This window comes from Escherichia sp. HH091_1A (assembly GCF_030295175.1).
In the GTDB taxonomy this organism is placed as follows: domain Bacteria; phylum Pseudomonadota; class Gammaproteobacteria; order Enterobacterales; family Enterobacteriaceae; genus Escherichia; species Escherichia coli_F.
In genome coordinates, this window is sequence record NZ_AP025747.1 from 37,914 (window position 1) to 52,838 (window position 14,925).

11 protein-coding genes are annotated in these 14,925 nt (G+C 51.8%); 5 read left to right on the forward strand and 6 right to left on the reverse strand.

The features are described from left to right. Positions 1–417: 417 nt before the first annotated feature. The 3 genes from carA to caiF all read left to right on the forward strand — a co-directional run bounded on the left by carA (position 418) and on the right by caiF (position 5,459). Positions 418–1,566 carry a glutamine-hydrolyzing carbamoyl-phosphate synthase small subunit gene (carA, locus tag QUF14_RS00180; protein ID WP_100733643.1) on the forward strand — a complete coding sequence of 383 codons (1,149 nt, stop codon included), beginning with the start codon at positions 418–420 and terminating at the stop codon, positions 1,564–1,566. 17 nt (positions 1,567–1,583) lie between these two features. Continuing rightward, entirely contained in the window at positions 1,584–4,802 is a 3,219-nt protein-coding gene (carB, locus tag QUF14_RS00185; protein ID WP_001126398.1) for a carbamoyl-phosphate synthase large subunit, read from the forward strand. Between the two features lie 261 nt (positions 4,803–5,063). Continuing rightward, positions 5,064–5,459: a carnitine metabolism transcriptional regulator CaiF gene (gene caiF, locus QUF14_RS00190; RefSeq protein WP_000333125.1), complete on the forward strand. Its 396-nt coding sequence runs from the start codon at positions 5,064–5,066 to the stop codon at positions 5,457–5,459. Between the two features lie 116 nt (positions 5,460–5,575). On the opposite strand, the gene caiE is transcribed toward caiF, so the two are convergent. The 6 genes from caiE to caiT form a co-directional block, all read right to left on the reverse strand. Then, the gene (gene caiE / locus QUF14_RS00195) at positions 5,576–6,166 is read right to left on the reverse strand and encodes a carnitine operon protein CaiE (protein ID WP_024212258.1); all 591 of its coding nucleotides are present in this window, start codon (positions 6,164–6,166) and stop codon (positions 5,576–5,578) included. A 5-nt stretch (positions 6,167–6,171) separates the two neighbouring features. Next, positions 6,172–6,957: a crotonobetainyl-CoA hydratase gene (gene caiD / locus QUF14_RS00200; RefSeq protein WP_001353468.1), complete on the reverse strand. Its 786-nt coding sequence runs from the start codon at positions 6,955–6,957 to the stop codon at positions 6,172–6,174. A 108-nt stretch (positions 6,958–7,065) separates the two neighbouring features. Beyond that, positions 7,066–8,619, reverse strand: coding sequence for a crotonobetaine/carnitine-CoA ligase (gene caiC, locus QUF14_RS00205; RefSeq protein WP_001355218.1), 1,554 nt, complete (start codon positions 8,617–8,619; stop codon positions 7,066–7,068). 72 nt (positions 8,620–8,691) lie between these two features. Continuing rightward, entirely contained in the window at positions 8,692–9,909 is a 1,218-nt protein-coding gene (caiB, locus tag QUF14_RS00210) for an L-carnitine CoA-transferase (protein WP_000349947.1), read from the reverse strand. A gap of 128 nt (positions 9,910–10,037) precedes the next feature. Continuing rightward, positions 10,038–11,180, reverse strand: coding sequence for a crotonobetainyl-CoA dehydrogenase (gene caiA, locus QUF14_RS00215; protein WP_000347117.1), 1,143 nt, complete (start codon positions 11,178–11,180; stop codon positions 10,038–10,040). Positions 11,181–11,210: 30 nt separating this feature from the next. Beyond that, the gene (gene caiT, locus QUF14_RS00220; protein WP_000787130.1) at positions 11,211–12,725 is read right to left on the reverse strand and encodes an L-carnitine/gamma-butyrobetaine antiporter; all 1,515 of its coding nucleotides are present in this window, start codon (positions 12,723–12,725) and stop codon (positions 11,211–11,213) included. 472 nt (positions 12,726–13,197) lie between these two features. On the opposite strand from caiT, the gene QUF14_RS00225 reads away from it, so the two are divergent. Together QUF14_RS00225 and QUF14_RS00230 are read left to right on the forward strand one after the other, a co-directional pair. Then, a complete protein-coding gene (locus tag QUF14_RS00225; RefSeq protein WP_000692221.1) occupies positions 13,198–13,968 on the forward strand; it encodes an electron transfer flavoprotein FixA in 771 nt (256 codons plus the stop codon). A gap of 14 nt (positions 13,969–13,982) precedes the next feature. Further along, positions 13,983–14,924, forward strand: coding sequence for an electron transfer flavoprotein subunit alpha/FixB family protein (locus QUF14_RS00230; protein ID WP_001091491.1), 942 nt, complete (start codon positions 13,983–13,985; stop codon positions 14,922–14,924). The last annotated feature ends 1 nt before the right edge of the window (position 14,925 follow it).

Below are 14,925 nucleotides of genomic sequence, written 5' to 3' on the forward strand. Positions count from 1 at the left end.
AATTTATTGATTATAAAGGGCTTTAATTTTTAGCCCTTTTATTTTGAGTTTTTTATTTATAAAAGCGTATAGCGTGCTAAAAATAACATGTTTTCTCTTCTGTTTTTGTTGTTTTAATGTAAGTTTTGACCATTTGGTCCACTTTTTTCTACGCGTTTTGATTTTATACAATCTTCTTGCTGCGCAAGCGTTTTCCAGAACGGGTTATATGATCTTTTTGTCGCTTAATGCCTGCAAAACATGCATGAGCCACAAAATAATATAAAAAATACCACCATTAAGTTGACTTTTAGCTCTCATCTCTCCAGAATGCCGCCGTTTGCCAGAAATTCGTCGGTAAGCAGATTTGCATTGATTTACGTCATCATTGTGAATTAATATGCAAATAAAGTGAGTGAATATTCTCTGGAGGGTGTTTTGATTAAGTCAGCGCTATTGGTTCTGGAAGACGGAACCCAGTTTCACGGTCGGGCCATAGGGGCAACAGGTTCGGCGGTTGGGGAAGTCGTTTTCAATACTTCAATGACCGGTTATCAAGAAATCCTCACTGATCCTTCCTATTCTCGTCAAATCGTTACTCTTACTTATCCCCATATTGGCAATGTCGGCACTAATGACGCCGATGAAGAATCTTCTCAGGTACATGCACAAGGTCTGGTGATTCGCGACCTGCCGCTGATTGCCAGCAACTTCCGTAATACCGAAGACCTCTCTTCTTACCTTAAACGCCATAACATCGTGGCGATTGCTGATATCGATACCCGTAAGCTGACGCGTTTACTGCGTGAGAAAGGCGCACAGAATGGCTGCATTATCGCAGGCGATAACCCGGATGCGGCGCTGGCGTTAGAAAAAGCCCGCGCGTTCCCAGGTCTGAACGGCATGGATCTGGCAAAAGAAGTGACTACCGCAGAAGCCTATAGCTGGACACAAGGGAGCTGGACGTTGACTGGCGGCTTGCCAGAAGCAAAAAAAGAAGACGAGTTGCCGTTCCACGTCGTGGCTTATGATTTCGGCGCCAAACGCAACATCCTGCGCATGTTGGTTGACCGCGGCTGCCGCCTGACCATCGTTCCGGCGCAAACATCTGCCGAAGATGTACTGAAAATGAATCCAGACGGTATCTTCCTCTCCAACGGTCCTGGCGACCCGGCACCGTGTGATTACGCTATTACTGCCATCCAGAAATTCCTCGAAACCGACATCCCGGTATTCGGCATCTGCCTCGGCCATCAGTTGCTGGCGCTGGCGAGCGGTGCGAAGACTGTCAAAATGAAATTTGGACACCACGGCGGCAACCATCCGGTTAAAGATGTTGAAAAAAACGTGGTGATGATCACCGCCCAGAACCACGGTTTTGCGGTGGATGAAGCAACATTACCTGCACACCTGCGTGTTACGCATAAATCCCTGTTCGACGGTACGTTACAGGGCATTCATCGCACCGATAAACCGGCATTCAGCTTCCAGGGCCACCCTGAAGCCAGTCCGGGTCCACACGACGCCGCGCCGTTGTTCGACCACTTTATCGAGTTAATTGAGCAGTACCGTAAAACCGCTAAGTAATCAGGAGTAAAAGAGCCATGCCAAAACGTACAGATATAAAAAGTATCCTGATTCTGGGTGCGGGCCCGATTGTTATCGGTCAGGCGTGTGAGTTTGACTACTCTGGCGCGCAAGCATGTAAAGCCCTGCGCGAAGAGGGTTACCGCGTCATTCTGGTGAACTCCAACCCTGCGACCATCATGACCGACCCGGAAATGGCCGATGCGACCTACATCGAGCCGATTCACTGGGAAGTGGTACGCAAGATTATTGAAAAAGAGCGTCCGGACGCGGTGCTGCCAACGATGGGCGGTCAGACAGCGCTGAACTGTGCGCTGGAGCTGGAGCGTCAGGGCGTGCTGGAAGAGTTCGGCGTCACCATGATTGGTGCCACCGCCGATGCGATTGATAAAGCCGAAGACCGCCGCCGTTTCGACGTGGCGATGAAGAAAATCGGTCTGGAAACTGCGCGTTCTGGTATCGCACACACCATGGAAGAAGCGCTGGCAGTTGCCGCTGAAGTGGGCTTCCCGTGCATTATTCGCCCATCCTTTACCATGGGTGGTAGCGGTGGTGGTATCGCTTATAACCGCGAAGAGTTTGAAGAAATTTGCGCCCGCGGTCTGGATCTCTCTCCGACCAAAGAACTGCTGATTGATGAGTCGCTGATCGGCTGGAAAGAGTACGAGATGGAAGTGGTGCGTGATAAAAACGACAACTGCATCATCGTCTGCTCTATCGAAAACTTCGATGCGATGGGCATCCATACCGGTGACTCCATCACTGTCGCGCCAGCCCAAACGCTGACCGACAAAGAATATCAAATCATGCGTAACGCCTCGATGGCGGTGCTGCGTGAAATCGGCGTTGAAACCGGTGGTTCCAACGTCCAGTTTGCGGTGAACCCGAAAAATGGTCGCCTGATTGTTATCGAAATGAACCCGCGCGTGTCCCGTTCTTCGGCGCTGGCGTCGAAAGCCACCGGTTTCCCGATTGCCAAAGTGGCGGCGAAACTGGCGGTAGGTTACACCCTCGATGAGCTGATGAACGACATCACCGGCGGGCGTACTCCGGCGTCCTTCGAGCCGTCTATCGACTACGTGGTGACCAAAATTCCTCGCTTCAACTTCGAGAAATTCGCTGGTGCTAACGACCGTCTGACCACTCAGATGAAATCGGTTGGTGAAGTGATGGCGATTGGTCGCACGCAGCAGGAATCCCTGCAAAAAGCGCTGCGCGGCCTGGAAGTCGGTGCGACTGGATTCGACCCGAAAGTGAGTCTCGACGACCCGGAAGCGCTGACCAAAATTCGCCGCGAGCTGAAAGACGCAGGCGCAGAGCGTATCTGGTATATCGCCGATGCGTTCCGTGCGGGCCTGTCCGTAGACGGCGTCTTCAATCTGACCAACATTGACCGCTGGTTCCTGGTACAAATTGAAGAGCTGGTGCGCCTGGAAGAGAAAGTAGCGGAAGTGGGCATCACTGGCCTGAACGCTGACTTCCTGCGCCAGCTGAAACGCAAAGGCTTTGCCGATGCGCGTCTGGCAAAACTGGCGGGCGTGCGTGAAGCAGAAATCCGTAAGCTGCGTGACCAGTATGACCTGCACCCGGTTTACAAGCGCGTGGATACCTGTGCGGCAGAGTTCGCTACCGACACCGCTTATATGTACTCCACTTATGAAGAAGAGTGCGAATCCAACCCATCTGACCGTGACAAAATCATGGTCCTCGGCGGCGGCCCGAACCGTATCGGTCAGGGTATCGAATTCGACTACTGCTGCGTACACGCCTCACTGGCGCTGCGCGAAGACGGTTACGAAACCATTATGGTTAACTGTAACCCGGAAACCGTCTCCACTGACTACGACACTTCCGATCGCCTCTACTTCGAGCCGGTAACTCTGGAAGATGTGCTGGAAATCGTGCGTATTGAGAAGCCGAAAGGCGTTATCGTTCAGTACGGCGGTCAGACCCCGCTGAAACTGGCGCGCGCACTGGAAGCCGCTGGCGTACCGGTTATCGGCACCAGCCCGGATGCTATCGACCGTGCGGAAGACCGTGAACGCTTCCAGCATGCGGTTGACCGTCTGAAACTGAAACAACCGGCGAACGCCACCGTTACCGCTATTGAAATGGCGGTTGAGAAGGCAAAAGAGATTGGTTACCCGCTGGTGGTGCGTCCGTCTTACGTTCTCGGCGGTCGGGCGATGGAAATCGTCTATGACGAAGCTGACCTGCGTCGCTACTTCCAGACGGCGGTGAGCGTGTCTAACGATGCACCAGTATTGCTGGACCACTTCCTCGATGACGCGGTAGAAGTGGATGTGGACGCCATCTGCGACGGTGAAATGGTGCTGATTGGCGGCATCATGGAGCATATTGAGCAGGCGGGCGTGCACTCCGGTGACTCCGCATGTTCTCTGCCAGCCTACACTTTAAGTCAGGAAATTCAGGATGTGATGCGCCAACAGGTGCAGAAACTGGCCTTCGAATTGCAGGTGCGCGGACTGATGAACGTGCAGTTTGCGGTGAAAAACAACGAAGTCTACCTGATTGAAGTTAACCCGCGTGCGGCGCGTACTGTTCCGTTCGTCTCCAAAGCCACCGGCGTACCGCTGGCGAAAGTGGCGGCGCGTGTGATGGCTGGCAAATCGCTGGCTGAGCAGGGCGTAACTAAAGAAGTTATCCCGCCGTATTACTCGGTGAAAGAAGTGGTGCTGCCGTTCAACAAATTCCCCGGCGTTGACCCGCTGTTAGGGCCAGAAATGCGCTCTACCGGGGAAGTGATGGGCGTGGGCCGCACCTTCGCTGAAGCGTTTGCCAAAGCGCAGCTGGGCAGTAACTCCACGATGAAGAAACACGGTCGTGCGTTGCTCTCCGTGCGTGAAGGCGATAAAGAACGCGTGGTTGACCTGGCGGCAAAACTGCTGAAACAGGGATTCGAGCTGGATGCGACCCACGGCACAGCGATTGTGCTGGGCGAAGCAGGTATTAACCCGCGTTTGGTGAACAAGGTGCATGAAGGTCGTCCGCACATTCAGGACCGTATCAAGAATGGCGAATATACCTACATCATCAACACCACGTCAGGCCGTCGTGCGATTGAGGACTCCCGCGTGATTCGTCGCAGTGCGCTGCAATATAAAGTGCATTATGACACCACCCTGAACGGTGGTTTCGCTACCGCGATGGCGCTGAATGCCGATGCGACTGAAAAAGTAATTTCGGTGCAGGAAATGCACGCGCAGATCAAATAATAGCGTGTCATGGCGGATATTTTTCATCCGCTAATTTGATCGAATAACTAATACGGTTCTCTGATGAGGACCGTTTTTTTTTGCCCATTAAGTAAATCTTTTGGGGAATCGATATTTTTGATGACATAAGCAGGATTTAGCTCACACTTATCGACGGTGAAGTTGCATACTATCGATATATCCACAATTTTAATATGGCCTTGTTTAATTGCTTCAAAACGAGTCATAGCCAGACTTTTAATTTGTGAAACTGGAGTTCGTATGTGTGAAGGATATGTTGAAAAACCACTCTACTTGTTAATCGCCGAATGGATGATGGCTGAAAATCGGTGGGTGATAGCAAGAGAGATCTCTATTCATTTCGATATTGAACACAGCAAGGCGGTTAATACCCTCACTTATATTCTGTCGGAAGTCACAGAAATAAGCTGCGAAGTTAAGATGATCCCTAATAAGCTGGAAGGGCGGGGATGCCAGTGTCAGCGACTGGTTAAAGTGGTCGATATCGATGAGCAAATTTACGCGCGCCTGCGCAATAACAGTCGGGAAAAATTAGTCGGCGTAAGAAAGACACCGCGTATTCCTGCCGTTCCACTCACGGAACTTAACCGCGAGCAGAAGTGGCAAATGATGTTGTCGAAGAGTATGCGTCGTTAATTTAATTTCGTTGATACCGTGCGGTCTGGTTGCCGGATGCGATGCTGGCATCTTATCCGGCCTACGGTTGCTCTCCAGCCAGGTCGGATAAGGCGTTTGCGCCGCATCCGGCAAGATCACCGTTTCGGCGTCACATCCGTCGTCCCCTGCAAACGGGGGCGATTTTCCTCCATTTGTCTCAACGGCTGCGTTTCATGTAACGCTACATGGCAGCGGCCGACAAGATCCTGATACTCTTTGGTATTCAACTGCTTCCAGTGTAACTCGTCGTCACTAACACTGCGTACAGCGCGGGCAGGCGTACCCATCAACAACTGACGTTTCTCGCCGCTAAAGCCTGCTTTGACAAAGCTCATGGCGGCAACAATGCTCTCTTCGCCAATGACCGCGCCATCCATAATCACGCTGTTCATCCCGACCAATGCATCGCGACCAATCACACAACCATGCAGGATTGCTCCGTGCCCGATATGGCCGTTTTCCCCAACGATGGTGTCAGTGTCGCAGTAGCCATGCATAATGCAACCATCCTGAATATTGGCTCCCGCTTGCACGATCAACCGCCCGTAGTCACCACGCAGTGAGGCGAGTGGGCCGATGTAGACACCGGCTCCCACAATCACATCGCCAATCAAGACCGCACTGGGATGGACAAACGCCGTCGGGTGAACCACTGGAATTAACCCCTCAAAGGCGTAATAACTCACGGTTGTTAACGTCCTTTCCACACCGGATCGCGCTTTTCGGCAAACGCCAGCGGCCCTTCAATGGCATCTTCCGAATGCAGAACCGATGGATAGTGTTTCAACACGCCGCTGCGAATATAGCGATACGCTTCTTCTACCGGCATTTCGCTGGTGGTGCGGTAGATCTCTTTCAGCGCCGCAATCGCCAGCGGGGCGCTGTCAACCAGTTGTTGCGCCAGTTCGCGGGCGTTATCCATCAGTTCCGCCTGGCTAACCACGCGGTTGACTACCCCCCAACGCAGCGCCTCTTCTGCGCTCATTCTTCTGCCGGTCATCACCATTTCATTGACGATAGCAGGCGGCAGGATCTTCGGCAGACGCAGCACACCGCCGCTGTCAGGAACGATGCCCAGTTTGGCTTCCGGCAGGGCGAAGCTGGCGTTATCTGCACAGACAATAAAATCTGCCGCCAGTGCCAGTTCAAAGCCGCCGCCAAAGGCGTAGCCGTTCACAGCTGCGATAACCGGTTTGTCGAGATTGAAAATTTCGGTTAATCCCGCAAAACCACCCGGGCCAAAGTCAGCATCAGGTGCTTCGCCTTCTGCTGCCGCTTTTAAATCCCAGCCCGCGGAAAAGAATTTCTCTCCGGCACCGGTAATAATGGCGACGCGTAATTGCGGATCGTCACGGAAATTTAGAAAGACTTCGCCCATTTCAAAGCTGGTTTTTGCATCAATAGCATTCGCTTTTGGGCGATCAAGGGTAATTTCCAGAATTGATCCATTGCGGGTCAGATGTAATGATTCACTCATTCCTTTTCTCCATTTTTGCTTTTTCAGGGACGACAACATCCCTGCAAAAAATGCATATTGTTTTAGAGCGTTATTATTAGCGGGCAGGGTAGTTCCCTGCCGTTTCATTTATTTCAGATTCTTTCTAATTATTTTCCCCGAGCAATTACGTGGCAGATCTTTTCTGATCTCCAGATAAGAGGGCACTTTAAATTTCGCCATATTTTGTTCGCAGAAGCGGAAAAATTCCTCTTCGCTCAATATTTCACCTTCATTCAGCACCACAAATGCTTTGATAGCTTCATCACGAATCGAATCTTTAATACCAACAACTACGATGTCCTGAATTTTCGGATGTGCGGCGATAATATTTTCCAGCTCCACGCAGGAGACATTCTCGCCACCGCGTTTAATCATATTGCAGCGGCGATCGACGAAATAAAAAAAGCCCTCTTCGTCGCGGTATCCGGTATCGCCAGTGTGCAGCCAGCCATCGGCTTCCAGGACTCTGGCAGTGGCTTGCGGGTTAAGAAAATATTCTTTGAAGATGGTTTTCCCTGGTACGCCTTTAATGCAGATTTCACCGATTTCACCAGCCGGGAGCGGACGATTGTGATCGTCGCGGATCTCCGCTTCGTAGCAAAATCCTGCACGGCCAATTGACGGCCAGCGTCGTTTATCGCCGGGGCGATCGCCGATAATGCCAACAATGGTTTCCGTCATCCCATAAGACGTCAGCAAGCGGACGCCAAAGCGTTCACAAAATGCGTCCTTTTCCTGCTCCGACAGGTTGAGATAAAACATCACTTCCCGCAGATGGTGTTGCCGATCGTTCACAGAAGGCGGCTGCACCATCAAGGTACGGATCATCATCGGAATGCATTCGGTAACGGTGGCGCGGTACTTTTGTACCTGTCCCCAGAAGGCGCGGGCGCTGTATTTCTCGACCAGCACAAAGGTGGCTCCGGCAGAAAACGCCGCCATCGCCGCAGTACACTGGCAATCGATATGAAATGCAGGCATTACCGTCAGGTAGACGTCATCGTCACGTAGTGCGCACTGCCAGGCGGAGTAATATCCGGCGAAGCGCAGGTTGTAATGGGTAATCACCACCCCTTTCGGCCGGGAAGTGGTACCGGAGGTAAAGAGAATTTCCGCCGTATCGTCAGTCGATAGCGGCGGTGCATAGCACAAGGTGGCAGGTTGTTGATTTTTCAGTTGAGTAAACGAACTCACGCCATCATCAGCGGGAAGTGCCACATCTGTCAGGCAAATGTGCCGCAACTGAGTGGCATCTTCCTGCTGAATCTGTTGATACATGGGATAGAACTGCGCACTGGTCACCAGCAGGCACGCCTGGCTATTTTGCAGGATCCACGTGCTTTCTTCGCGCAACAGGCGGGCGTTAATCGGCACCATAATCGCGCCAATTTTTGCCAACCCGAACCAGCAAAAGATAAATTCCGGGCAGTTGTCGAGATGTAGAGCAACCTTGTCGCCTTTGCGAATCCCCAGCGTATGAAACAGGTTTGCCGTGCGGTTAATCTCCTGATTTAACTCAAGATAACTGTACCGGTTAACGACTCCGCCGCTGGATTCACAAATCAGCGCCGTTTTATGACCGTAAATGTCCGCCAGATCGTCCCACATTTGACGTAGATGTTGTCCGCCAATGATATCCATTGCACCTCTATCCATTTTAGTCGTTTGTTATTGGGCGGGCGCTAGTCAGGCAAGCTGACTGACGCCACGCGTTTAGTCCTCAACTTTGGCCAGACCTTTGCTGACCAACTCCTGAATGTCGTTTTCGCTGTAGCCGATATTTTTCAAAATGGCGGCTGTGTCCATGCCATGTGATGGCATTCCGCGCCAGATTTGACCGGGGTTATTTTTGAATTTCGGCATCACGTTTGGCCCTTTGCAGGTGCGACCATCCATTGTTTGCCACTGGGTGATCGATTCACGGGCCACATACTGTGGATTACTTTCCAGTTCCGGTACGGTCAGCACTTTGGCGCAGGCGATATTCAGTTCAGCAAAGCGTTCTTTTACTTCCGCGATGGTATGTGCCGCCAGCCAGGCATCGAGTTTCTCTTCTACCAGTGAGCCGTAAGGGCATTCGATACGGTGGATAAGCTGAGTGCCTTCCGGGATTTCCGGCGTACCGAGCAGATGTGCGAGGCCAATATCTTTAAAACATTCTGCAATCTGAGTAATGCCTACCAGTTCCATTACGATGTAGCCGTCGGCGCATTTGTACAGACCGCAACCTGCATAGTAGGGATCTTTACCTTTGGTCATGCGCGGGCACATTTCGCCGCCGTTGAAGTAATCCATCATGAAGTACTGGCCCATACGCAGCATCACCTCATACATGGCGATGTCGATACTTTCGCCTTTACCGGTTTCACGCACTTTATGCAGTGCTGCCAGCGCCGCAGTGGTTGCGGTCAGGCCAGAAAAGTAATCGGCGGTATACGGGAAGGCAGGCATTGGCTGGTCAACATCACCGTTCTGAATCAGGTAACCACTGAAGGCCTGGGCGATGGTGTTATAGGCCGGAAGATTGGTGTACTCCTCGGTGCCGTACTGACCAAAACCGGACAGGTGAGCGATAACCAGTTTCGGGTTGTGCTGCCACAGGACTTCATCGGTAATGCCACGACGGGCAAAGGCCGGACCTTTACTGGCTTCGATGAAGATATCGGTGGTTTCCATTAATTTCAGAAACGCTTCGCGGCCTTCATCTTTGAAAATATTTAACGACAGCGCGTGCAAATTACGGCGGGAGAGCTGCGGGTAGTTCGGTTGAACGCGAATGGTGTCGGCCCAGGCGACGTTCTCGATCCAAATAACTTCCGCGCCCCATTCTGCGAACATTTGTCCGGCAAACGGTCCGGCGATTTCGATACCGGAGAAGACAACGCGCAATCCGGCCAGCGGCCCGAATTTCGGCATGGGTAGATGATCCATTATTAGCTCCTGAAAAATTTATGTAGCGCATGACTGCCGGATGCGGCGTAAACGCTTTATCCGGCCGACATTCGTGCTCCCGTAGGCCTGATAAGACGCGTCAGCGTCGCATCAGGCAGCGCACGGACTTAGCGGTATTGCTTCAGCACCGCGCGACCCAGCGTCAGGATCTGCATTTCGTCAGATCCTCCGGAAACGCGGTCTACACGCAGGTCACGCCAGAAGCGGCTGATGCGGTGGTTGCCCGCAATCCCGACACCGCCCAGCACCTGCATTGCGCTATCCACCACTTCAAATGCCGCATTGGCGCAGAAGTATTTGCACATCGCTGCATCGCCAGAGGTGATGGTGCCGTTGTCTGCTTTCCACGCTGCTTCATACAGCATGTTTTTCATGGAGTTTAATTTGATCGCCATGTGGGCGAATTTTTCCTGAATCAACTGGAAACGACCAATAGCCTCGCCAAACTGTACGCGTTGGTTGGCGTATCGCGCCGCATCTTCAAAGGCGCACATCGCCGTACCGTAGTTGGTGAGAGCTACCAGGAAACGTTCATGATCGAACTCTTCTTTGACGCGGTTAAAGCCGTTACCTTCCCGACCGAACATGTCTTTCTCGTCCAGTTCCACATCGTCAAAGGTGATTTCACAGCAGCTATCCATACGCAGACCGAGCTTCTCTAGTTTGGTCACTTTGATGCCCGGTTTGCTCATATCAACAAACCATTCGGTGTAGACAGGTTTGTCCGGAGAAGCCCCGTCACGCGCCATCACCACGATGTACGGGGTGTAGGCGCTGCTGGTAATAAAACACTTACTACCATTAAGATAAATCTTACCATTTCTACGGGTATAAGTCGTTTTCAGGCTACCCACGTCAGAGCCAGCCCCTGGTTCGGTAATCGCTGAGTTCCACATCTGCTTACCAGTACCACGAAACGCCATAATCTTGTCGATCTGCTCTTGTGTGCCTTCGCGCAGGAAGGTGTTGAATCCACCCGGCAACTGGTACAGCACGTAGGTTGGTGCCCCCAAACGACCCAATTCCATCCACACGGCGGCGAGGGTGACAAAACCTGCGTCCAGCCCGCCGTGCTCTTCCGGGATAAGCAGGCTGTCGATACCCATATCTGCCAGTGCTTTGACAAAACGTTCCGGGTAGACGCTGTCACGGTCGCACTCGGCAAAATAGGCCTCCCAGTTTTCGCTGGCCATCAGTTCGCGGATACCGGCGACAAACAGTTCCTGCTCATCATTTAAATTAAAATCCATCTTTCAACCTCTTGATATTTTGTGGGTTAATTAATCTTTCCAGTTCTGTTTCGCGTCTTTAATAAAGGAGAGCGTCACCATAATGTTGACGAAGAACAGCGGGCATCCTCCGGCAATAATGGCGGTTTGAATCGGTTTCAGGCCGCCGAGCGCCAGCAGAACAATACCGATAATGCCAACCAGAATTGACCAGCCGATACGCACCAGCAGCGGTGGCTCTTCGCCATCGCGTACTTCGCGGCAGGTGGACATCGCCAGGGTATAAGAGCAGGCGTTAACCAGGGTAACGGTGGCGATAAAGCAGAGGATGAAGAAGCCCCACATGGTGGCGGTGCTGAACGGTAGAGCAGCCCAGGTTTCGATGATGGCGCGCGCGACACCGTACTGTTCGATCAGATGCGGAATGTTGATGATGTTTTTATCCATCAACAGCAGAGTGTTACTACCGAGTACAGTCCACAGGATCCAGGTGGATGCGGTCAGACCCAGTACCATGCCGAAGCACAGTTCACGCACCGTACGACCACGGGAGATGCGGGCAAGGAAGATACTCATCTGGATAGCGTAAATTACCCACCATGCCCAGTAGAATACGGTCCAACCCTGCGGGAAGCCGCCTTTGGCGATGGGATCGGTATAGAACAACATACGCGGCAGATACATCAGCAACATTCCCACCGAATCGGTGAAGTAGTTCATGATGAAGCTGGCACCGCTGACGATGAACACCCAACCCAGCATCAGGAAGCTCAGGTAACTACGCACGTCACTGGCGATACGTACCCCTTTTTGCAGACCACAGGCGACGCAAATGGCGTTGAGGATAATCCAGCAGGTAATGATGATAGCGTCCAGTTGCAGGGTATGCGGAATACCAAACAACCACTGCATACACTCGGTCACCAGCGGCGTAGCAAGGCCCAGGCTGGTGCCCATGGCGAAGATCAAGGCGACGAGATAGAAGTTGTCGACGATGGTACCGAACAACCCTTTGGCGTGTTTTTCACCTACCAGCGGCACCAGGGTGGAGCTGGGGCGAATCACTTCCATTTTGCGGACAAAGAAGAAGTAAGCGAAGGCGACGGAGAGGAAGCTGTAAGTGGCCCACGGCAACGGTCCCCAGTGGAACAAGCTGTAAGCCAGCCCCAGCTCTTTCGCACCCGTCGAGTTCGGTTCTAAGCCAAACGGCGGGGTAGAGATGTAGTAGTAGATCTCAATCGATCCCCAGAACAGTACGGCAGCAGACGTGCAGGAGGCGAACATCATAAAGATCCAACTGGCGGTACTGAACTCGGGCGGTTCGTTACCTAAACGCTTTTTGGCATACGGGCCAAACACCAGCCAGAACCAACCGAAAAGCATCACCACCATATACCATTCAAATGCCCATCCCCAGACATTGGTGACGTAACTGAATACAGCATTAATAACGACATTCGCCGCATCCAGATCTCTGACTGTAAGCCAACAAAGTATGCCGACGACTATTAACGGCGGAAAGAAAACCTTCGGTTCTATTCCCGTTTTTCTCTTTTCATTCTTCATGAGTTAATTCCACTGTGAAAACGAATATTTATTTTGCGTTCCCGTTTGTTTTATTTTTGTTAACATTTAATATAATTATTATTAACCTCGTGGACGCGTTAATGGCTAACTCATAATGGGTATTCAACAAGCTGCATTCTGTGATTGTTATCACATTTTTGTTTCGGGTGAATAGAGGGTATTTTTGTGTTAATTTTGATTATTAATCAGTGTGTTATGTTCTGATATGAGTAAAAAAATAGCATCTGACTTTCAATATTGGTGATCCATAAAACAATATTGAAAATTTCTTTTTGCTACGCCGTGTTTTCAATATTGGTGAGGAACTTAACAATATTGAAAGTTGGATTTATCTGCGTGTGACATTTTCAATATTGGTGATTAAAGTTTTATTTCCAAATTAAAGGGCGTGATATCTGTAATTAACACCACCGATATGAACGACGTTTCCTTCATGATTTCTGGAGATGCAATGAAGATTATTACTTGCTATAAGTGCGTGCCTGATGAACAGGATATTGCGGTCAATAATGCTGATGGTTCGTTAGACTTCAGTAAAGCCGATGCCAAAATAAGCCAATACGATCTCAACGCTATTGAAGCGGCTTGCCAGCTAAAGCAACAGGCAGCAGAGGCGCAGGTGACGGCCTTAAGTGTGGGCGGTAAAGCCCTGACCAACGCCAAAGGGCGTAAAGATGTGCTATCACGCGGTCCGGATGAACTGATTGTGGTGATTGATGACCAGTTCGAGCAGGCACTGCCGCAACAAACGGCGACCGCACTGGCTGCTGCCGCCCAGAAAGCAGGCTTTGATTTGATCCTTTGTGGCGATGGTTCTTCCGACCTTTATGCCCAGCAGGTTGGTTTGCTGGTGGGCGAAATCCTCAATATTCCGGCAGTTAACGGCGTCAGCAAAATTATCTCCCTGACGGCAGATACCCTCACCGTTGAGCGCGAACTGGAAGATGAAACAGAAACCTTAAGCATTCCGCTGCCTGCGGTTGTTGCTGTTTCCACTGATATCAATTCCCCACAAATTCCTTCGATGAAAGCCATTCTCGGCGCGGCGAAAAAGCCAGTCCAGGTATGGTCGGCGGCGGACATTGGCTTTAACGCCGTGGAAGCCTGGTCTGAACAACAGGTTGCCGCACCGAAACAGCGCGAGCGTCAGCGCATTGTGATTGAAGGCGACGGCGAAGAACAGATCGCCGCATTTGCTGAAAATCTTCGCAAAGTCATTTAATTACAGGGGATGCTATGAACACGTTTTCTCAAGTCTGGGTATTCAGCGATACCCCTTCTCGTCTGCCGGAACTGATGAACGGTGCGCAGGCTTTAGCTAATCAAATCAACACCTTTGTCCTCAATGATGCCGACGGCGCACTGGCAATCCAGCTTGGCGCTAATCATGTCTGGACATTAAGCGGCAAACCGGACGATCGGATGATCGAAGATTACGCCGGTGTCATGGCTGACACTATTCGCCAGCACGGCGCAGACGGTCTGGTGCTGTTGCCGAATACCCGTCGCGGCAAATTACTGGCGGCAAAACTGGGTTACCGCCTTAAAGCGGCGGTTTCGAACGATGCCAGCGCCGTTAGCGTGCAGGACGGTAAAGCGACAGTGAAACACATGGTTTACGGCGGTCTGGCGATTGGCGAAGAACGCATTGCCACGCCGTATGCGGTACTGACCATCAGCAGCGGCACGTTCGATGCGGCTCAGCCAGACGCGTCACGTACTGGCGAAACACACACCGTGGCGTGGCAGGCTCCGGCGGTGGCGATTACCCGCACGGCAACGCAGGCGCGCCAGAGCAACAGCGTCGATCTCGACAAAGCCCGTCTGGTGGTCAGCGTCGGTCGCGGCATTGGCAGCAAAGAGAACATTGCGCTGGCAGAACAGCTTTGCAAGGCGATAGGTGCGGAGCTGGCCTGTTCTCGTCCGGTGGCGGAAAACGAAAAATGGATGGAGCACGAACGCTATGTCGGTATCTCCAACCTGATGCTGAAACCTGAATTGTACCTGGCGGTGGGGATCTCCGGGCAGATCCAGCACATGGTTGGCGCTAACGCGTCGCAAACTATTTTCGCCATCAACAGAGATAAAAATGCGCCGATCTTCCAGTTCGCGGATTACGGCATTGTTGGTGACGCCGTGAAGATCCTTCCGGCGCTGACCGCCGCTTTAGCGCGTTGAT

What these genes read in the sequence shown, in the direction of transcription:
- caiB (WP_000349947.1), bottom strand. Translation starts at nt 9,909, where the DNA reads ATGGATCATCTACCCATGCCGAAATTCGGGCCGCTGGCCGGATTGCGC.
- caiF (WP_000333125.1), top strand. Translation starts at nt 5,064, where the DNA reads ATGTGTGAAGGATATGTTGAAAAACCACTCTACTTGTTAATCGCCGAA.
- caiC (WP_001355218.1), bottom strand. Translation starts at nt 8,619, where the DNA reads ATGGATATCATTGGCGGACAACATCTACGTCAAATGTGGGACGATCTG.
- QUF14_RS00230 (WP_001091491.1), top strand. Translation starts at nt 13,983, where the DNA reads ATGAACACGTTTTCTCAAGTCTGGGTATTCAGCGATACCCCTTCTCGT.
- QUF14_RS00225 (WP_000692221.1), top strand. Translation starts at nt 13,198, where the DNA reads ATGAAGATTATTACTTGCTATAAGTGCGTGCCTGATGAACAGGATATT.
- caiT (WP_000787130.1), bottom strand. Translation starts at nt 12,725, where the DNA reads ATGAAGAATGAAAAGAGAAAAACGGGAATAGAACCGAAGGTTTTCTTT.
- caiD (WP_001353468.1), bottom strand. Translation starts at nt 6,957, where the DNA reads ATGAGTGAATCATTACATCTGACCCGCAATGGATCAATTCTGGAAATT.
- carB (WP_001126398.1), top strand. Translation starts at nt 1,584, where the DNA reads ATGCCAAAACGTACAGATATAAAAAGTATCCTGATTCTGGGTGCGGGC.
- caiA (WP_000347117.1), bottom strand. Translation starts at nt 11,180, where the DNA reads ATGGATTTTAATTTAAATGATGAGCAGGAACTGTTTGTCGCCGGTATC.